This window comes from Pistricoccus aurantiacus (assembly GCF_007954585.1).
Classification (GTDB): Bacteria; Pseudomonadota; Gammaproteobacteria; order Pseudomonadales; family Halomonadaceae; genus Pistricoccus; species Pistricoccus aurantiacus.
On record NZ_CP042382.1, the window covers coordinates 1,969,151 to 1,985,620 of the forward strand.

Sequence of the window (16,470 nt, forward strand, 5' to 3'; positions counted from 1 at the left end):
AAGAAAACGTTTTGCCTGGAGTCTCGAGTAAGTCATTTTTGATAGCTGTATCCTGCTTAAGAAAATTCGCATTTTACTATTGACGCAGTGGCCTACGTGAACAAGCATGAATAAGCATCGAAGATGATCAGCTGTCGAGAAAAAGGAGAATTTCATGTTAGGCAACGCGCTGATATTTCTGATTATTGCTATCGTCGCGGCGGTGCTGGGTTTCGGAGGGATTTCCGGAATTGCTGCCACTATCGCAAAAATCCTGTTCGTGCTCTTTCTTATCCTGTTTGTGGTATCGCTGATACGCGGGCGGCGCTGACGACTCGCACCACGAATGGACACTTAATCTTTCTCGGTGGGCAGCGTTATCGGCAATTTCAAACGATGCTCGCCGCTATTCAAGCGCTCCTGTATAAACTGCCTATCCAGGGAATCCTGGGTAAGTGACGCCAGGACCGCGATCACGCGATCCGCATGTCCCTGAATGGCGTCAAGATCATCATGCTTGGCGAAGTTCGATAATGTCTTCAACGCTTTCAGTAGCGCCAGGTTGATACTGATGTCTTCCTTGCCATAGTGCAGGATGGGCGTAAAAAGTCGATAGAGCAGGCTGTCGAAGCGTTGTGTTTTCCAGGTCACGCGAGTATGCCCTCGATCGTCAACCAAAATATTGCTGGGTTCCAGCTTCAGACGCCTTGCCAACAATTCCGTCAGTTGATGAATGCATAGCCGCGCGATGCCAGGTTCGTTGATACCGGGAGAAAGCCCCTTGATGGCAATTTCCATCAGCTGGGTCAGCCCGTTGATGTAAAGGTCCTCGACGGACTCTCCCTGCACATAGGTCAGTGTTGTCAGCACCGCGGTACGGAATTCCTCATCGATCTTGTCTGCGTCGGGCGTCGCCGCGTCGTCGTTATCTTCCATCTCCACCTTGAATAGGGGAAAGTCCACGACGGTGTAGTCGCCGAAGGTGAAGTTGAGATGGATCACCGCGCCGACCTCTTCCGCAAGCTTCGCCAGTTTTTCGAGATCCACCTGTTGGATATAGCCGCTCTGGTGCGCGTTGATAAGATAATGTCGATTCTGGATATGTGGATGGGCGCCCAGGTGTCGCCAGCGAGGGGAGTCCATCAACGATCGCACTTTTTCAAGGGAGTCCTTGGTGGATTGATGAAGCCCCTGGGTCACCGCGTTGATTTGCACGGACTGAGAAACGCTGTGGATGAAATAGACAAACAGTCCCAGGCAGTGAACCACCATGGCGACGCCTAGATACACTCCGAGAGAACGCCATAGGGTGGGAGTTTCTCCCTTGAAAGGCACCATCAGAAGAATCAGTACGAACAGGATGGTGCCGAGATAGTGTCCCAGTACACGCTGGTGCTCCCGTTTGCTGACCAAGCCAAACACCAGTTTTTGCGAAAAGCTGCTTCCCGCCTGGGAGAGCACTGTCATGACCATGGAAAAACTGAAGACCATCAGCGAAATCATGCCGGCGATCAGTGTCGATAGCAGTGACCGCGCGGTGCCTGGATCCTTGAAGTCCAGCCACTCGAGAAAGCCCGGCAGAGTATCGTTGTCTATATTGGGTACTACTGCCAATAACCCGAGAAGTAAATAGGCAACGGCCAGTAAACTGGGCAGGAAGGCGATGCTTTGCCGATAGCGTCTGAGCAATCGGATGGGATGGAAAAATTGTGAGAGCATCGCGATATCCTTGGAGGCAGGTTTTCTTATGACGTGTTGCGACGCGCCTTGCAAGACGAAAAAAGCCCTTGATCGTTGACGAGAAAGGGCTTTTTTCAGTACGTAGCTGGGCTCAAGCCATTGGCCTAGTCCTTGCTATCGGGATACCTATCAATTACTAGGCATCGATACGTTTATACTTCATGCGATGCGGGGTGTCGTTGCCGACCCGCTTCCTGTGATCTTCCTGATACTCCGTGTAGTTGCCTTCGAAGAAGACCACCTGGGATTCGCCCTCGAACGCCAAGATATGGGTGGCGATACGATCCAGAAACCAGCGATCGTGGGAGATCACCAGGGCGCAGCCGGGAAAGGCCAGCAAGGCTTCTTCCAAGGCACGTAGGGTTTCGATATCCAGGTCGTTGGAAGGCTCGTCGAGCAGCAGCACGTTAGCGCCTTGCTTTAAGGTCTGGGCCAGCTGCAGACGACCGCGCTCACCCCCGGAAAGGTCCGCCAGGCGCTTCTGCTGATCGTTGCCCTTGAAGTTGAAACGCCCCACGTAGGCGCGGGACGACACTTCATAGCCGTTGATATTGAGCATGTCCTGACCGTCGGAGACCGCTTCCCACACGGTCTGCTTGTTGTCCAGCGCATCCCGAAGCTGCTCGACATAGGCGATATGCACCGTGTCTCCGATCACCACCTCGCCTTCGTTCGGCTGCTCCTGCTTCGTGATCAGCTTGAAAAGCGTCGATTTACCCGCCCCGTTGGGGCCGACGATACCGACGAGGGCACCCTGAGGGATCGTGAAGCTCAGATTCTCGTAAAGGAGCTTGTCATCGAAACGCTTGGCGACGTCGTGAAACTCGATGACCTTGTCACCAAGCCGCGGGCCGGGCGGAATATAGATCTCGTTGGTTTCGTTGCGCTTCTGGAAGTCCCCGGACTGCATCTCCTCGAAACGACTGAGGCGTGCCTTGCTCTTGGCCTGGCGGCCCTTGGCGTTGGAGCGCACCCACTCGAGCTCGTGCTTGATGGCCTTCTGACGCGAGGCTTCCGCCTTTGCCTCTTGCTCCAGGCGCTTTTCCTTGGATTCGAGCCACTGAGAATAATTGCCCTCGAAGGGAATGCCGTGGCCGCGGTCGAGTTCGAGAATCCAGCCGGCCACGTTGTCGAGAAAGTAACGATCGTGGGTAATCGCCACCACGGTGCCCGGATAATCGTGCAGAAAGCGCTCCAGCCAGGCCACGGATTCCGCGTCCAGATGGTTAGTGGGCTCGTCCAGCAGCAGCATGTCCGGGCTTGCCAACAAAAGCCGGCAAAGCGCCACGCGCCGGCGCTCGCCGCCGGAAAGATTGCCCACCTGGGCATCCCAGGGTGGCAGGCGCAGCGCTTCCGCCGCGACTTCCAGCTTGCGCTCCAGATTATGCGCGTCCGCCGCCTCGATCAGATTCTCGAGCTTGGCCTGCTCCGTGGCCAGGGCGTCGAAATCCGCGTCCGGCTCCGCGTAGGCGGCGTAGACTGCGTCGAGCTTCTGCTGGGCTTCCTTGATTTCCGCCAATGCCTCTTCGACGGTCTCGCGCACGTTCTTGTCGTCGTCGAGCTGGGGTTCCTGGGGCAGATAGCCGATGTTGATACCCGGCATGGGTCGCGCTTCGCCGTTATATTCCGTGTCGACCCCGGCCATGATGCGCAGCAGGGTGGATTTGCCGGCGCCGTTGAGGCCCAGCACGCCGATCTTGGCGCCGGGAAAGAAGGACAGCGAGATATCCTTGAGGATCTCGCGTTTGGGGGGCACGATCTTGCCCACCCGATTCATGGTGTAGACGTATTGCGCCATGGAAATCCATCAGGTTAGGAGTTTGCGTGGCCATGATGATAGTGGCCACGCGGAAGAAAGGCCAGTTTGGACAGCGGATATGAAGGGGCTTGCAGCGCTGTCGGGGCGTTATTCTTCTTCCTCGTCGTCCAGCAGCCAGCTGTCCTCGATATGGCGTTTCAGCCGTCGCTCCTCGAGCCAATGCTCGACCTGCCGCCTGGCGCGTAATGTGTCCGCCCGAGAACCGGTGCGGACTGGGGTAGTGTAGTCGTCGTCATTGACGGCAGCATCGTAGTCCTGCTCGTCGTTCGTTGAATCGTTCAGGGAATAGTCTCGGCCCATGCGATTGCCTCCCATGATCCATTAGTGATGTACCGCTTGACGGTTTAGAGACGGCGTCTTTGCGCCTTGGATGTCTCCTCGCTATATAACGGCATCTCTCCATCAAGACAATAGGGTGGGCAAGAAAATTATTGTCATTTGGCGCTCTTGAGGCGCTCGAGTTCCTTCAGCGCCTCGACACGCTCGGTCACGTCCTTCTGCACGCCCAGATAATAGGTCAGATTATCTTCTTCATTGTGCATGGGCGTCACCGAGAGTTCGTTGTAGAAAAGCGTGCCATCCTTACGATAATTACGCAGTACCTCTCGGCAGGCCTGACCCGCCTTGAGAGCGGCTCGCAGTCGATCCAGGCCGGGCTGGTCACGATCGCCGTTCTGCAGGAAACGGCAGTCTCGGTAGAGGATCTCATCGATGCTGTAGCCGGTGAGACGCTCGAAGCCCTGATTGACGTAGATAAGGATATGCTCGTCACCCTCCTGCTCGGCCACGACGATGCCGTCTTCCGAGGCATCGACAATGCGTTCCAACAGCTCGGCGTTGATCATGGCGGGTCGTTTCATGCGCGGTGTTCCTGTCGAGACCTGAAGGACGAAGCGTTGTGATACAGCATGGCTAGCCCCTCGATGTATTTCAATGCTAATGCTCCACTTCCGGCAAACGTTGTGCGCTGGCCGCCGCCGCCAGGGCAAACCCCGCCAGCACCAGCAGCAGCCAGGAAGTCCCCATCACCTGAGCCAGGCCGCCCAGTACCGCTCCCAGCAGCAGCATCAGGACTCCGGTCAGGGTATTGGAAAGTGCCACGTAGAGCGCGCGATTCTCGCTGTCCGCCATGTCAACTACATAGGTCTTGCGGCCCAGGCGAACCCCGGCGTGAGCGATCACAAGAAGCCCGTAGACGATGGCGAAGGGCCAGACCGTTTCACTCCAGGCGCCGGGCAGCCAGGGAAGGCTCGCTGCCAGGCCGCAGCAGATTGCCGCGCCGAGCCCGGCATCGCGCATGACCCGGCGACTGGATACGTCCGATCGCTTGCCCCATATTGGATTGGCAACCAACCCGGCAAGCCCGGAAATGACGATCAGTATGCCAAGGCCCCCCAGATCGTCGCCGCTTTGCCGCTCTCCCAGCAGAGCGATATAAGGCAGAGCCAGGGCGCTGGAAAGCAGCAGCGCCCGAGACAGATTGAAATGCAGGAAATCTCGGTCTCGACGTAACAGGAAAACGCCTTGCTTGATGGAATCCCAGGCGTTGGCGCCTCCTTGTGTCGCCCCGGGTTGCTCCTTGATGCTCGCGGCGAAAGCCGCGTTCAGCGCCCAGCCCAAGGCGGCAATGCCAAGCAGTATGGCCAGGGCCAACTGCCCGGGCTGATCGTCGAACAGCATCAGCACGCCGCCGGCGGCCAGAGTGACGCCACTGGCGATACTGCCGCTCCAGCCCATCAGGGTACCGCGACGCTGCTTGGCGATGGTCTTGCCCATCACGTCCTTGGTAGCGATGGAAGAAAGGCCCCGCGCCAGGGAAAGCAAGACCAGCGCCGCCAGCACCAGAGCGCCGCCGACGCTTCCTTTACCCAGCCAGGCGAGGATTGCCAGGCAGCCCGCAGCCAGCGCTTGAACCGTGCCGCCCAGCACCCAGACCCATTTGCGCACGGGTTGCTGACGCAAATAACCCGCCACGAACAGCTGAGGCAGCAGGGCGCCAGCCTCGCGAATCGGTACCAGCAGGCCCACCATCCAAAGCGGCGCGCCGATGCTGCCTAATAGCCAGGGCAGTACCAGTCGCGCGCTGGATAGCTCGTCCGCCAGTTTGGTTCCCAGGGAAGCGCAAAGGTGACGCAGAAAGTTTTCCGGCTGGACATCGCAGGCTTCCTCGGGAATGTCCTTGCACATTCGGCTGTCTTCGTCGCCGGTCAGTTTCTCGAACAGGCGGGTCTGAGTGATTTCACGGGTGGCCATGCGCCCTTCCTTGCTTGCTGTCGGAGGATCATCGGACAGGTTAGGGGGGAATGACGTGACTTGCTATGATGCGGCTCACATGTCCATCAGGGAATCGCTTCATGGCTCGCGTTCGTATTCATTACTGCACTCAGTGCCAGTGGCTGCTGCGCGCCGGCTGGTATGCTCAGGAATTGCTTTCCACTTTTGGTGAAGACCTGGAGGAAGTCGCGCTGGTGCCTAGCCACGGCGGGCACTTCGAAGTCTTATATGAAGATAAAGTGATATGGGAACGCAAGCGCGACGGCGGTTTTCCCGACGTCAAGACCCTCAAGCGACTGGTGCGCGACCGGCTCGATCCTGGCCGCGACCTGGGCCATATCGACCGCTAGCGTTCAAGGTGTGCAGATGACACAGGATCAAAGAGCTATCGGTTTCGGACTGGGAGCGGTGGCACTGTGGTCGACCGTGGCCACCGCATTCAAGATCGCGCTCGGCCAGATGACGCCGCTGGAACTGATCTGGCTGGCAGTGCTGGTGTCCTGGGCCTTGATGGGCGCCCTGGTGATACGTCAGGGGGAGTTCGCCCAGGCCCTCAGACGAGGCTGGCGCACCGCCCTGTGGGCAGGGTTGATGAATCCGGTCGGCTACTATCTGGTGCTGTTCGCCGCCTACGATCGGCTGCCGGGTCAGGAAGCCATGGCGCTGAACTATACCTGGGCGCTGGCCATGGCGTTTCTCGCCGTGCCGATTCTCGGCCAGCGCCTGACCCTGATCGACATCCTCGCCGGGCTGATCGCCTACGCCGGGGTCTGGACCATCGCCACCCGAGGCGCGGTGTTCGACGTCGCCTTCGCCGATCCGCTAGGGGTGGCCTTTGCGCTGGTTTCCACTCTGCTCTGGGCGTTGTACTGGCTGTTCAATACCCGAGACTCACGCCCCGCCCTGATCGCCCAGTGGCAGAATTTCAGCGTCGGCCTGCCGGTACTGACGCTGATGCTGCTGCTCGGTCCCGGGTTTCAGTGGCATGGCCCGCTGGCCCTGGGTGCGGGCATTTACGTGGGGCTGTTCGAGATGGGTATCGCTTTCATCCTCTGGCAGCTGGCGGTCAGAGGCGTTTCCCGCACCGCCAAGGTATCCAACCTGATCTTTCTCTCACCGCCGGTCTCCCTGCTGTTGCTGCATTTTGTGATCGGCGAGCCCATCCTGCCCTCGACCCTGATCGGCCTGATGTTGATTCTCGGCGGGTTGGGATTGCAGCAGCGTCAGAAAGCGCCAGCGTCGGCCAAGGCCTAAGAGTAAAAGGCGACGAAGATGGAAAGACGAGAGGCGACCCGTCAGCGGTCATGAGCCGCGGCCTGTTTCACGCCATTGTTTTTCAGTAGAGGTTCGAGTGTCGGCCAGACGTTGTCGAGAATCTTCGGCTGGGCATCGGCGGTGGGGTGGATGCCGTCGTTTTGCATCAAGGCGTCGTTCAGGGCGACGCCTTCCAGTAGAAAGGGCACCAGCGACAGATCGTATTGATCCGCCAGATCGCGGTAGATGCCGGTAAAGGCCTCGCGATAGGCGGCGCCGTAGTTGGGGGGGATATCGATACCCAGCAGCAGCACCTCGGCGCCGGAATTCTGGCTCGCCTCGATCATTTGCGCGAGGTTGTCGCGCATCTGGGTCGGGGGCAGCCCGCGCAGGCCATCGTTGCCGCCCAGTTCCAATAGCACGATATCCGGGTCATGCTGTCTCAGCAGCTTAGGCAGCCGAGTGGCGCCGCCGGAAGTGGTCTCGCCGCTGATGCTGGCATTGACGATCACGGCGCGCTCGCCCAGGCGGTCCGCGAGTCTTTGCACCCAACCCTGGTCTCGGTCGATGTTATAAGCCGCGCTCAGGCTATCGCCCATGACCATCAGGGTAGGCTGTTCGCCGGCAAGCGCCGCGGTCGCCAGTAATAGCCAGCTCAGCAGGGCCGCGCAGAAGCGCCAATTTCTCAGTTCAACAGCGGAAGTTCGTTCCATGTCCCACTCCTTGCAAAGCGATTCGTCTTTTATTCTACAAGCCAAGCGGCTTGGCAAGCAGGTACGCAGTGGCGATGACGCCTTGATCATTCTCGAGGATCTGACCCTAGAAGTCGTGCCGGGCGAAACCCTGGCGATACTCGGGGAAAGCGGCGCCGGTAAATCCACCCTGTTGGCGCTGCTGGCCGGGCTTGATACCCCCAGCGAAGGCGAGCTGAGCCTGTTCGGCCAGGCGCTTGGCAAGCTTGATGAGGATGGTCGGGCCGCCCTGCGCGCCGGTCGGGTCGGTTTCGTGTTCCAGAATTTTCAGCTGTTGCCGACCTTGACCGCACTTGAAAACGTGCTGCTGCCCTTGGAGCTTTCTCCCACGCCGGACGCGCCGGCCAGGGCCAGGGATTGGCTGACTCGGGTGGGGCTCGGCAAGCGCCTGAATCATCTGCCCAAGCAGCTTTCCGGCGGCGAGCAGCAGCGGGTGGCGCTGGCCCGGGCCTTCGTCACCGGCGCCGAGCTGATCTTCGCCGACGAGCCCACCGGCAACCTGGACCCGGAGACCGGCCAGAAGGTCATCGAGCTTTTGTTTGAACTCAACCGGGAAGCCGGCACCACCCTGGTGCTGGTGACCCATGATCATGCCTTGGCAAAACGCTGTCGACGGAGCCTGCGCCTGAGCGATGGACGACTCGAGGAAATACGCCAAGCGGAGGTCGAGGCATGAGCCGTGCCCTGGGAATGACGCCGGAAACCGAGGCGCGACAGCCTCGTTCCGCGCTCGCCATGCACTGGTTCAAGCTTTCCTTGAAGGGTCTGGTACGCGATCTACGGGCGGCGGACGTGCGTGCCCTGTTCGTTGCGCTTGCGCTGGCGGTGGCGGCTTCCACCATGATCGGATTCTTCCTCGATCGCCTGGAGCGCGGTCTGGAGCGCCAGGCGGGGCAGATGCTCGGTGGCGATCTGGTGCTGGAGCAGAGCGAGCCGTTTTCATCCGATTTGAAGCAGGAGCTGCGGGAGGCAGGGCTGACCCTCAGCGAGCAGGTGGATCTGGTGTCGATGATCAGCCGCGACGATCGCTTTCAGCCTGCCAGCCTCAAGGTGGTGGATGATGTCTATCCTCACTACGGCGCGACCCTAGTGGATCTGGGTAACGGCGTCGAACAGATTCCTCGCGGCCCAAGACCCGGCGAAGCCTGGATCGATCCAAGGCTGGCGGAGCGCTTGCAGGTGGGGATCGGCGATTCGCTCCAGGTCGGCCAGACCCGGCTGGAAATCACCGGTATCGTCGAGCGAGAGGCGGATCAGTCCGGTGGCTTCTCGAGCTTCAATCCTCGCCTGATGATGAATCTGGCGGATCTGGAAGCCACACAGCTGGCTCGCCCCGGTTCGCGCATCGACTATGAGCTGCTGGCCGCCGGTTCACCCCAGGCGGTAGAGAGTCTGGAGAGTCGGCTCATCGAGCTGCGTGAAAATGGCGTCGAAGTACAGGATGTTCGGGTCGATCGGCCGGGGTTGGGCAGCGCCCTGGAGCGGGCGGAAAAATACCTTAGCCTCGCCGGGCTGGCAGCGGTGCTGCTGGCCGGGGTGGCGGTGGCCATGGCCACCCGGCGCTACGTGGATCGCCACCTAGATACCGCGGCGCTGTTGCGCTGCTTCGGCGCTTCTCAGGCGCAGCTTTCCCGACTGTTCGCCCTGCAGCTGGCCTGGCTGGCCTTGGCTGCCTCGCTGATTGGCGCGCTGCTGGGCTTGGCGGGGCAGGCGGGGCTCCTTGCGCTGTTGACCCGCTTTCTGCCGCTGGAACTGCCGCCACCGGGATTATTGCCCCTGGGGCTCGGTATCCTGACCGCCCTGGCGGTGCTGGTGGGATTCGCCGGGCCGACGCTGCTGCGGCTCAAGCGGGTAAGCGCCTTGAAAGTATTGCGCCGGGAACTCGACCCGCTGCCGATGTCCGCCTGGCTGGTGGCGGCATTCGCCGGTGGCGTGTTTGGTGCGCTGCTATGGCTATATTCCGGCGATCTTGCTCTGTCCGTCGGCCTGCTGATCGGCGGTCTGATCATGCTGATCGTGCTCTGGGGGCTGGGCGGCCTGATGCTCGGCGGCGTGCTGCGTCTCGCCGCGAGACTGCCGGTGAATTCGAAGAGCCCATCCTCCGGCTGGCCCAGCGCGCTGCGCCTGGGGGCACGTCAGCTGGCGCGCCGTCGCCAGGCAAGCCTGGGGCAGCTGCTGGCCTTCGCGGTAACCTTTGCCGCCCTGGGCATGATCGCCCTGGTACGCGGCGACCTGCTGACCACCTGGCAGGACCAGCTCCCGGAGGACACGCCCAACTATTTCGCCATCAATATCCAGCCCCAGGAGCGGGAACCCTTTATCGATACGCTGGAAGGGGAAGTGAGTCTGCGCACCGCGCTGTATCCCATGGTGCGCGGTCGCATCACCGCCATCAACGGCCAGCCCCCCAAGCAGGCGGTGCCGGAGGGCGCCCAGGGCAACAATGCGCTGAATCGCGAGCTCAACCTGACCTGGCAGGAAGAGCTTCCCGAAGGCAATCGCCTGGTGGCGGGGCAGTGGTTCGACTCAATGCCTGAAACGGATGATACCAAAGGCTGGTACGGCGAAACCCGGAAGCAGGCGGAGGTGCCGATCTCTCTGGAAAACGATCTGGCGGGACAGCTCGGCATCGGCCTGGGGGATACCTTGACCTTTTCTATCGCCGAGAACGCCATCACCGGGCGGATCACCAGCCTGAGGGATTTGGACTGGGACAGTTTTCGTCCCAACTTCTACGTGATCTTTCCCCCGGGCGTGCTGGGGGACTTCGCCCATAGTTTCATCACCGCTTTCTACGTGGACGAAAGCCAGCGCGGCGTGACCCGGGAGCTGATGAAGCAATTCCCCGGGGTGTCGCTGCTCAACGTGGAGGCGATTCTCGGCCAGGTGAAGGAACTCCTGACTCAAGTGACCCGAGCGGTGGAACTGGTGCTGGGTTTCGTGCTGCTGGCCGGGGTCAGCGTGCTCTACGCCGCCCTGACTGCCAGCCTGCCCATGCGCGCCCATGAAAGCGGCCTGCTGCGCGTATTCGGCGCCGGCAATCGGCTGATTTCTCGAGTGCAGGGCAGCGAGTTCTTCGTGCTCGGTTTGACCAGCGGCCTGATGGGCGCGCTTCTCGCGGAGCTCGCCGCCGCCGGCATCTATCTCAGCTGGCTGGACCTGGCCCCGCGACTGCACTGGAAGCTATGGCTGGTGCTGCCGCTGGGTGGAGCCTTGATCATCGGATTTATTGGCCACTGGCTGTCCCGGAGTCTGCGTCGACAGGCGCCCATGGCAAGCCTTGGTTTACTAGGGGAAACCTAAGGCTGACGCATGAAGGTACGCAGCGTCAGTCGCGAGAATTCTCCGTCCAGACGACTAAGGCCGATCAGGGTCACCATCAGCAGCGAGGCGGCATAGCCGTAACCGTAGAAGGTGGGCCCAAGGGACTGGGAGATCAGCGTGAACACGACGTTGCTGACGCAGAAGAGCGCACAAAGCCACAGTGCCGGCGTCAGGTGATCCAGGTAAAAGAGCACGTTGAGCAGGGCCATGAACAGTACCTGGATCGCCACCGCCACCAGAAAGACATTGAACAGCGGCAGATACCAGGACGAGAAGCCGAGTAGATTCAGCAGGCTGGGACCGGCCAGCATCAGCAGCAGCACCGTGACGCCCTGGACCTTGACGATGTCGTAGATGCCGCGACGCACGCTTTTCACCATGGCGAGCCGCCACTGCTCGATTTCCGCCAGCGGACGGCCGCCGCGAATGGCACGATCGAATTCGCGGCAGTTCTCGGCGAAATTGGTCTCGATACGCATCAGGAAGATGGTCATGCCCGGCACGATGGAAAGATAGGCGACGAAGAGCGGCAGGTCGTGCAGCGGCGAGGCTCTCAAAGGGCCAATGATCGATACCGAAGTATCCGGGTTGAACCAGAACACCAGCTTGTCCGCCCAGATGCCCAGGTTGTAGAAAAAACCCACCAGCAGCAGCTTGGGCTGCCACTGGCCCGCGCGAAAGACATTGAAGGCCCAGCCCTGTCGGCTGGGAAAGGTCTTCGCCACCATGCCCATCAGGAAGAACAGCAGCAGACCTTGGCCCACGGCGAAGGCGCTCAGCAACCCTTCGATGCCATGGCCCTGCCACAGCAGACCCAGTATCAGCATGCTGCCGTAGCCGAGGGCGAAGGCCAGCAGAACGCGCCGGTAGGCCTTGAGCCCGGCGACAAACACCGTGATGCACCAGACGTTGCACAGCAGTACGAAACTGATCGCCATCAGCAGGCGGTAAGGCCATTGAGTCCCGTCGAAGACGCTGAAAATCGCCAGCAGCCCCAGACCGCCCGCGACCAGTGTAATCAGGGTCATCATGCCCAGCAGGTTGGGCATCACCTGATCCGCGCGATTCTCGTACAGGCGATCCGCCACGAAGCGGGTAAAAACCAGCTGTATACCGCCGGTGAGAATCAGCGACGAAGCCACCAGCCAGGTGACGGACACCAGAAAATTGGTGATGAATCGCGGCGCCTGAGGAAGCCCTGAGTTGACAACGCTCAGCATCCCCAGCGCCATGACCGCCAGGATGGACATGACCCAAGGGCCGGAGCCGATAAGCGCGGCGTAGCCGTAAGCTCGCAGCATGCTCAGATAGCTGTTCTGGTTGAGCAGGCGGCGCAGTTCGAAGCCTATTCCGGCCATAGGGCGGTCTCCTTGGAATGATGCTCGACGTCTTCGCCGGCGGCGCCCTGATAAAGGGTGCGATAGCGCTCCAGCATCAGCGCCTCGGCGTATTCTTGCTCGACGCGCTCGATGCCCACCTCTCTGGCAGCTTGCCAGGCATCTCGGGAATTCAACAGTTCCGCGGCGGCGCTCGCGGTTCGCTCCGGGCTGGCGATGGGCACGATACGCCCCGCGGCCTGGGCCGGCGAGCCGTCCCCCAGCAGCATTTCACGACAGGAGCCGACATCGCTGGTGATCACCGGCACGCCGGCCGCCAGCGCTTCCAGTACCACCAGCGGCTGCGCCTCGCTGATCGAGGTCAGCACCACCAGCTTCGCCTGGGCGAGAATTTTCTCCGTGGATTGAAAGCCCAGAAACTTGAGCCGCTCGCCGAGCATGAGCTGTTCGGTCAGATCTCGGCATTCCTGGGCATAGGCGGGGTCCTCGTCGTCCGGGCCGACGATCCAGCCCTCCGCCTCCGGTACCCGGGCCAACAGGTGGTGCATGGAGCGAATGAAGGTCTTGATGTCCTTGATGGGCGTGACCCGGCCGAGCAGTACCACGATCGGACGGTCGTTGGCCTGGGTCTGCTCCCGCAAGGGGCGAAAACGCTCGATCTTGATACCGTTGGGAATGACCTCCGTGCGAGCGGGGTCCGCGCCGTCGGCAATCTGACGCTGCTGATTGCCGCAGTAAAGGGTGGTGATGCGTGCCGCGGCGGAGTAGGTCATGCGGCCCAGGCTCTGGAAAAAGCGTATCCACAGATGACGCAGATAGCCGGTGTCGTAGCTCAAGCCATGACTCAGGCGATCCTGCGGCGTATGAATCCACTCCGCCTCGAGCAGATCGATATGCCGCTCCTTGGTATAGATGCCATGCTCGGTCACCAGCAGCGGGAGCCCGGTACGATGGTGGGCCAAGGCGCCGAGAAAACCGCCGTACCCGGTGGAAATGGCGTGCAGACAGCGACCCGGCGGCAGGTTGTTGGCGATTTCCGCCAGTACGAACAAGGGTGCGTGCATGTTGCGCACGGACCAGAAGTAGTGAAGGAAGGAGGGCTCCGTATAGTCCTCCTCGTAGTGCCTGACGATTTCGTGCCAGGCGGCTTCGCTATGCAGGAAGTCTTCGCGAGACAGGCCGCCACGCTTGCCGAGTAGCTGAGTCACTTCGCTCAGCGCCTGATCCGGGGTGGCAGAATCCTTCTTGAGATGTTCGTGAAACCGACGACTGGCGGCGAAGGCCGCGGGACAGCCTCGAGGCGGTCGCCGATTGGCCTTGCGCTGCACCGAACCGTCCACCAGATAGTGACATTCCAGATGGACCACGTTGTCCGCCAGCTCATAGCGCAGTCCTTGATAATCCTGGGGACGGCTGCCGAGAAAGATCACCGCGAAACTCAACTCCGGCAGTCCTCGTATCAACTGATCCAGCCAGCCGGCCACCCCGCCTCGCACCATCGGATAGGTACCTTCCAGCAGCAGTATCACGTCCGCGGGTGGGTCATTCGCACTCAGTTGGGGGAATTGCATTGCCAGTATTCCATGAGTTGACGCAGTGCCAGTGATTGACGGTTGGAGTAGGCCAGCAGCTTCAGTTGATGGCGCAGATCCGGCAGGCGGCGCTGATGAAGCGCAAGCTCGGCGCGCAGGTCCGCCAGGTCCTTTTCCGCCAGCCCGCGCTGAGCGGCCTTGTCGAGAGATTGGTGCGCGTCGTCATAGCGACGATGCAGAAGGTACAGCCTCGCCCGCAGCTTCCAGCGGGCAGCGGTATCATGACGCTGTTGCGCCTGATGAAGGTATTCCAGCCCTTCGTCGAGCAGCACCCCCAGAGCGCTGCCCTGAGCCAGTTCCAGATAGCCATATTCGCCGTAGAGCCGGGCGATGGCCTCGGCGATTCGGCCCTGGGCGTCTTCATCCGTCTCGAGACGTTTCTTGAGTCCGCGAATCTGCCTTTCCAGGTCATTTTCCAGGGCGTTCAGCATGGAGTAGCCGAGCAGGCGCACGTCGTCGGCGCCATCCGCGAGGCCTTGACGCATCAGGGTCACTACCTGGCGACGAGGAAGATGCTGGGCTTGAATCAATGCCCGCTGACGGTGGGCGGTATCGCCGGCATGGCTAAGCACGCTGGCAAGCCCGGAACGCAGCGCATGGCTCTGAGCGTCCGGCACCGATAGTGCCTGCTGTGGATATTCAGGGCGCGGCACCAGTCGCCAGTGACGCGGTCGGCGAGGGCGCGCGCGGTGTAGTGCCGGCAGCACGAAAAATGCTAGCCCCAAGGGGCCGATCAGCGGCATCAGGGCGCTGATGCAAAGCAGCAGCAGCCATAATCCAATGCCACCGCTGCGCCGCATGTGCTTGGGGAATCCCATTTTTAGCGCTACCGTCAGGGGAGCGAGCGCCAGCAGGTGCCAAAACGCACCCCGGAGGATATCGTTCTCCAGCCATCGAGCAATGGCGAACAGCTCGAGGCCGACGCCCAGGGCCAGAAGCGTCAAGGCGATACAGGTGCGTGCCAGCCGATTCCAGAAATCATGATGTGGCATAGCGCATCTCATCGCTGTGCAGCGTATCCAGCAGCAATTCCGCGGAACGATCGCCGTCGATGACAAGGCTTGAGAACGTTACCCCCCTGGGCAGTTCATCCTGCTCGAACAGCGACTCCAGCGGCGGCGTCAGGCGGGCTCGAAAGGGCGTCAGCGAATGGATGTCCGCCAGCGGCATCAGGACGATAAAGCGTCGGCGACCGCTATCGAGTCGAATATCCCAGCTTCTGTCGAGACCGCGGCGCTGCTTGTCGATAAGACGTGCTACCTGAGGGCCGTAACGCTCCCCAAGCGCCTCTGGCAGGGTAACGCTGACGATCGTCGAGGTGAGATGATCCCGATGGGCGTGCTTGATCCAGATTTCCAGGCTTTCTTCGAGATCGTCGTCATCGTCGCTGCGGGCGCTGAACAGATCGCCCAGATGCGCGCCAATCACCGAGAGCAGCTGTAGCTGGCCATCATGGAAATCCACGAAAGGAATGTCCATCACGGCGACGACGCCGTGCACATGCTCTCGAATGTCGACCAGAGGCACTGCGCATAGGGGAGTATTCGCCTCGGCCTCGAGAAAGTCGTTCAACCCCACTAGTTGACCGCGATGCAGACATTCTTGCAGTAGCGTATCGGACAGATCGAGTTCGCTCGGCGCACCCAGCCAGGCCACCGGAGCCGTCAGCTTGCCCTCGGCGTCGACGGGCAGCAACGCTGCCTGCTGCACTCGGCTGTGCTGGCCGATAAAGGACAGTATCTCGTCGCCAAGACGCTCCAAAGAGACGCGCTCATCCGTATCCCGTTGAACCCGCTCCGCCAGGTTGCGCGTCAGCCGCGTCAAGGTATCGCGAAGCGTGAAGGGCTTGGAAGCCATCTGTTCCGTCAGCTGGTCGTGAGAAACCCGGAGCAGATGGTAGTGGCGAAGAAAGGCTTCCTGACGTAGATCCTGAGTGGTGGCCAGCAGCGATAGCTGACGCAGCTTGCAGCGCAGCCGCGTCGTCAATTCCCCGCACCCCAGCCCTAGCATCAGCAGGGCGATGGCATGAATGGCGATGACGCCACGGAACACCGACAGACCAACGATATGCAGGCCGCTTTGCACCACGACCATCAAGGCGATGGCAAGCAAGGCAGCGATAACGCCATAGAGCGAGCCATGCAGCGACCCCATCAGCACGGGGCCGGCCATCAACAGCCAAGGCGCTCCCAGTTCGATCAGCAAGGGATCCTGAGGGCTGAAGAGGAACCCCAGCGCCGGGACACCAAGACCGATAAGCAGCGTTTCGAGAAGGCGTTTGCTGTGCGAAGGAGGCTCGACCTTGATGTCGCTCGCTCGGGTAATCATGGTGCCGTCCACCGAGAATGCTCGCCGCGCCTCCTCCTGCGTCGCGCTGTTGGTGTCCTTGTTCATGCTGA

Annotated in this window: 15 protein-coding genes; 5 read left to right on the forward strand and 10 right to left on the reverse strand. The window is 60.9% G+C overall.

The genetic code is table 11. The annotated features are described in order from the left end of the window. Positions 1–154: 154 nt before the first annotated feature. Positions 155–310 carry a DUF1328 domain-containing protein gene (locus tag FGL86_RS09495; protein ID WP_147184336.1) on the forward strand — a complete coding sequence of 52 codons (156 nt, stop codon included), beginning with the start codon at positions 155–157 and terminating at the stop codon, positions 308–310. Positions 311–333: 23 nt separating this feature from the next. On the opposite strand, the gene FGL86_RS09500 is transcribed toward FGL86_RS09495, so the two are convergent. The 5 genes from FGL86_RS09500 to FGL86_RS09520 all read right to left on the reverse strand — a co-directional run bounded on the left by FGL86_RS09500 (position 334) and on the right by FGL86_RS09520 (position 5,791). Beyond that, positions 334–1,698 (reverse strand): DUF2254 domain-containing protein, encoded by a 1,365-nt coding sequence (locus FGL86_RS09500; protein WP_147184337.1) that lies wholly within the window; start codon positions 1,696–1,698, stop codon positions 334–336. 157 nt (positions 1,699–1,855) lie between these two features. After that, positions 1,856–3,517, reverse strand: coding sequence for an energy-dependent translational throttle protein EttA (gene ettA / locus FGL86_RS09505; protein WP_147184338.1), 1,662 nt, complete (start codon positions 3,515–3,517; stop codon positions 1,856–1,858). A gap of 108 nt (positions 3,518–3,625) precedes the next feature. Continuing rightward, on the reverse strand, positions 3,626–3,838 hold the full coding sequence (locus FGL86_RS09510) for a PA3496 family putative envelope integrity protein (RefSeq protein WP_186764369.1): 213 nt from the start codon (positions 3,836–3,838) through the stop codon (positions 3,626–3,628). Positions 3,839–3,972: 134 nt separating this feature from the next. Next, the gene (locus FGL86_RS09515) at positions 3,973–4,398 is read right to left on the reverse strand and encodes a PAS domain-containing protein (protein WP_147184340.1); all 426 of its coding nucleotides are present in this window, start codon (positions 4,396–4,398) and stop codon (positions 3,973–3,975) included. A 76-nt stretch (positions 4,399–4,474) separates the two neighbouring features. Further along, on the reverse strand, positions 4,475–5,791 hold the full coding sequence (locus FGL86_RS09520) for an MFS transporter (protein WP_147184341.1): 1,317 nt from the start codon (positions 5,789–5,791) through the stop codon (positions 4,475–4,477). Between the two features lie 101 nt (positions 5,792–5,892). Between FGL86_RS09520 and FGL86_RS09525 the strand changes: the two genes are divergently transcribed. Together FGL86_RS09525 and FGL86_RS09530 are read left to right on the forward strand one after the other, a co-directional pair. After that, complete coding sequence (locus FGL86_RS09525) at positions 5,893–6,162, forward strand: Rdx family protein (RefSeq protein ID WP_147184342.1); 270 nt, start codon at positions 5,893–5,895, stop codon at positions 6,160–6,162. A 16-nt stretch (positions 6,163–6,178) separates the two neighbouring features. After that, positions 6,179–7,066, forward strand: a complete 888-nt coding sequence (locus tag FGL86_RS09530) for a DMT family transporter (protein ID WP_147184343.1) — start codon at positions 6,179–6,181, stop codon at positions 7,064–7,066. Positions 7,067–7,107: 41 nt separating this feature from the next. Here the strand turns inward: FGL86_RS09530 and FGL86_RS09535 are convergent, their stop codons facing one another. Continuing rightward, positions 7,108–7,779: an arylesterase gene (locus FGL86_RS09535; protein ID WP_147184344.1), complete on the reverse strand. Its 672-nt coding sequence runs from the start codon at positions 7,777–7,779 to the stop codon at positions 7,108–7,110. On the opposite strand from FGL86_RS09535, the gene FGL86_RS09540 reads away from it, so the two are divergent. Then, on the forward strand, positions 7,778–8,494 hold the full coding sequence (locus FGL86_RS09540; protein WP_147184345.1) for an ABC transporter ATP-binding protein: 717 nt from the start codon (positions 7,778–7,780) through the stop codon (positions 8,492–8,494). The genes FGL86_RS09535 and FGL86_RS09540 overlap by 2 nt on opposite strands. Positions 8,495–8,553: 59 nt before the next feature. After that, positions 8,554–11,121, forward strand: coding sequence for an ABC transporter permease (locus tag FGL86_RS09545; protein ID WP_147186147.1), 2,568 nt, complete (start codon positions 8,554–8,556; stop codon positions 11,119–11,121). Here FGL86_RS09545 and pelG read toward each other — a convergent pair. From pelG to FGL86_RS09565, 4 genes are read right to left on the reverse strand one after another with little or no spacing between them, the layout of a single operon-like run. Further along, positions 11,118–12,500, reverse strand: coding sequence for an exopolysaccharide Pel transporter PelG (pelG, locus tag FGL86_RS09550; protein ID WP_147184346.1), 1,383 nt, complete (start codon positions 12,498–12,500; stop codon positions 11,118–11,120). The two genes, FGL86_RS09545 and pelG, sit on opposite strands and share 4 nt — an antisense overlap. Further along, positions 12,488–14,050 (reverse strand): GT4 family glycosyltransferase PelF, encoded by a 1,563-nt coding sequence (gene pelF / locus FGL86_RS09555; protein ID WP_147184347.1) that lies wholly within the window; start codon positions 14,048–14,050, stop codon positions 12,488–12,490. Before pelF ends, pelG begins: the two co-directional genes overlap by 13 nt. Beyond that, positions 14,032–15,063, reverse strand: coding sequence for a hypothetical protein (locus FGL86_RS09560; protein ID WP_147184348.1), 1,032 nt, complete (start codon positions 15,061–15,063; stop codon positions 14,032–14,034). The genes pelF and FGL86_RS09560 overlap by 19 nt, the downstream gene beginning before the upstream one ends. After that, on the reverse strand, positions 15,050–16,465 hold the full coding sequence (locus FGL86_RS09565) for a PelD GGDEF domain-containing protein (protein ID WP_147184349.1): 1,416 nt from the start codon (positions 16,463–16,465) through the stop codon (positions 15,050–15,052). The genes FGL86_RS09560 and FGL86_RS09565 overlap by 14 nt, the downstream gene beginning before the upstream one ends. Between the last annotated feature and the right edge of the window lie 5 nt (positions 16,466–16,470).

Excerpts from the sequence above, each read along its gene's own strand:
- FGL86_RS09495 (WP_147184336.1), top strand. The coding sequence starts at position 155 with ATGTTAGGCAACGCGCTGATATTTCTGATTATTGCTATCGTCGCGGCG.
- FGL86_RS09500 (WP_147184337.1), bottom strand. The coding sequence starts at position 1,698 with ATGCTCTCACAATTTTTCCATCCCATCCGATTGCTCAGACGCTATCGG.
- ettA (WP_147184338.1), bottom strand. The coding sequence starts at position 3,517 with ATGGCGCAATACGTCTACACCATGAATCGGGTGGGCAAGATCGTGCCC.
- FGL86_RS09510 (WP_186764369.1), bottom strand. The coding sequence starts at position 3,838 with ATGGGCCGAGACTATTCCCTGAACGATTCAACGAACGACGAGCAGGAC.
- FGL86_RS09515 (WP_147184340.1), bottom strand. The coding sequence starts at position 4,398 with ATGAAACGACCCGCCATGATCAACGCCGAGCTGTTGGAACGCATTGTC.
- FGL86_RS09520 (WP_147184341.1), bottom strand. The coding sequence starts at position 5,791 with ATGGCCACCCGTGAAATCACTCAGACCCGCCTGTTCGAGAAACTGACC.
- FGL86_RS09525 (WP_147184342.1), top strand. The coding sequence starts at position 5,893 with ATGGCTCGCGTTCGTATTCATTACTGCACTCAGTGCCAGTGGCTGCTG.
- FGL86_RS09530 (WP_147184343.1), top strand. The coding sequence starts at position 6,179 with ATGACACAGGATCAAAGAGCTATCGGTTTCGGACTGGGAGCGGTGGCA.
- FGL86_RS09540 (WP_147184345.1), top strand. The coding sequence starts at position 7,778 with ATGTCCCACTCCTTGCAAAGCGATTCGTCTTTTATTCTACAAGCCAAG.
- FGL86_RS09535 (WP_147184344.1), bottom strand. The coding sequence starts at position 7,779 with ATGGAACGAACTTCCGCTGTTGAACTGAGAAATTGGCGCTTCTGCGCG.
- FGL86_RS09545 (WP_147186147.1), top strand. The coding sequence starts at position 8,554 with ATGCACTGGTTCAAGCTTTCCTTGAAGGGTCTGGTACGCGATCTACGG.
- pelG (WP_147184346.1), bottom strand. The coding sequence starts at position 12,500 with ATGGCCGGAATAGGCTTCGAACTGCGCCGCCTGCTCAACCAGAACAGC.
- pelF (WP_147184347.1), bottom strand. The coding sequence starts at position 14,050 with ATGCAATTCCCCCAACTGAGTGCGAATGACCCACCCGCGGACGTGATA.
- FGL86_RS09560 (WP_147184348.1), bottom strand. The coding sequence starts at position 15,063 with ATGCCACATCATGATTTCTGGAATCGGCTGGCACGCACCTGTATCGCC.
- FGL86_RS09565 (WP_147184349.1), bottom strand. The coding sequence starts at position 16,465 with ATGAACAAGGACACCAACAGCGCGACGCAGGAGGAGGCGCGGCGAGCA.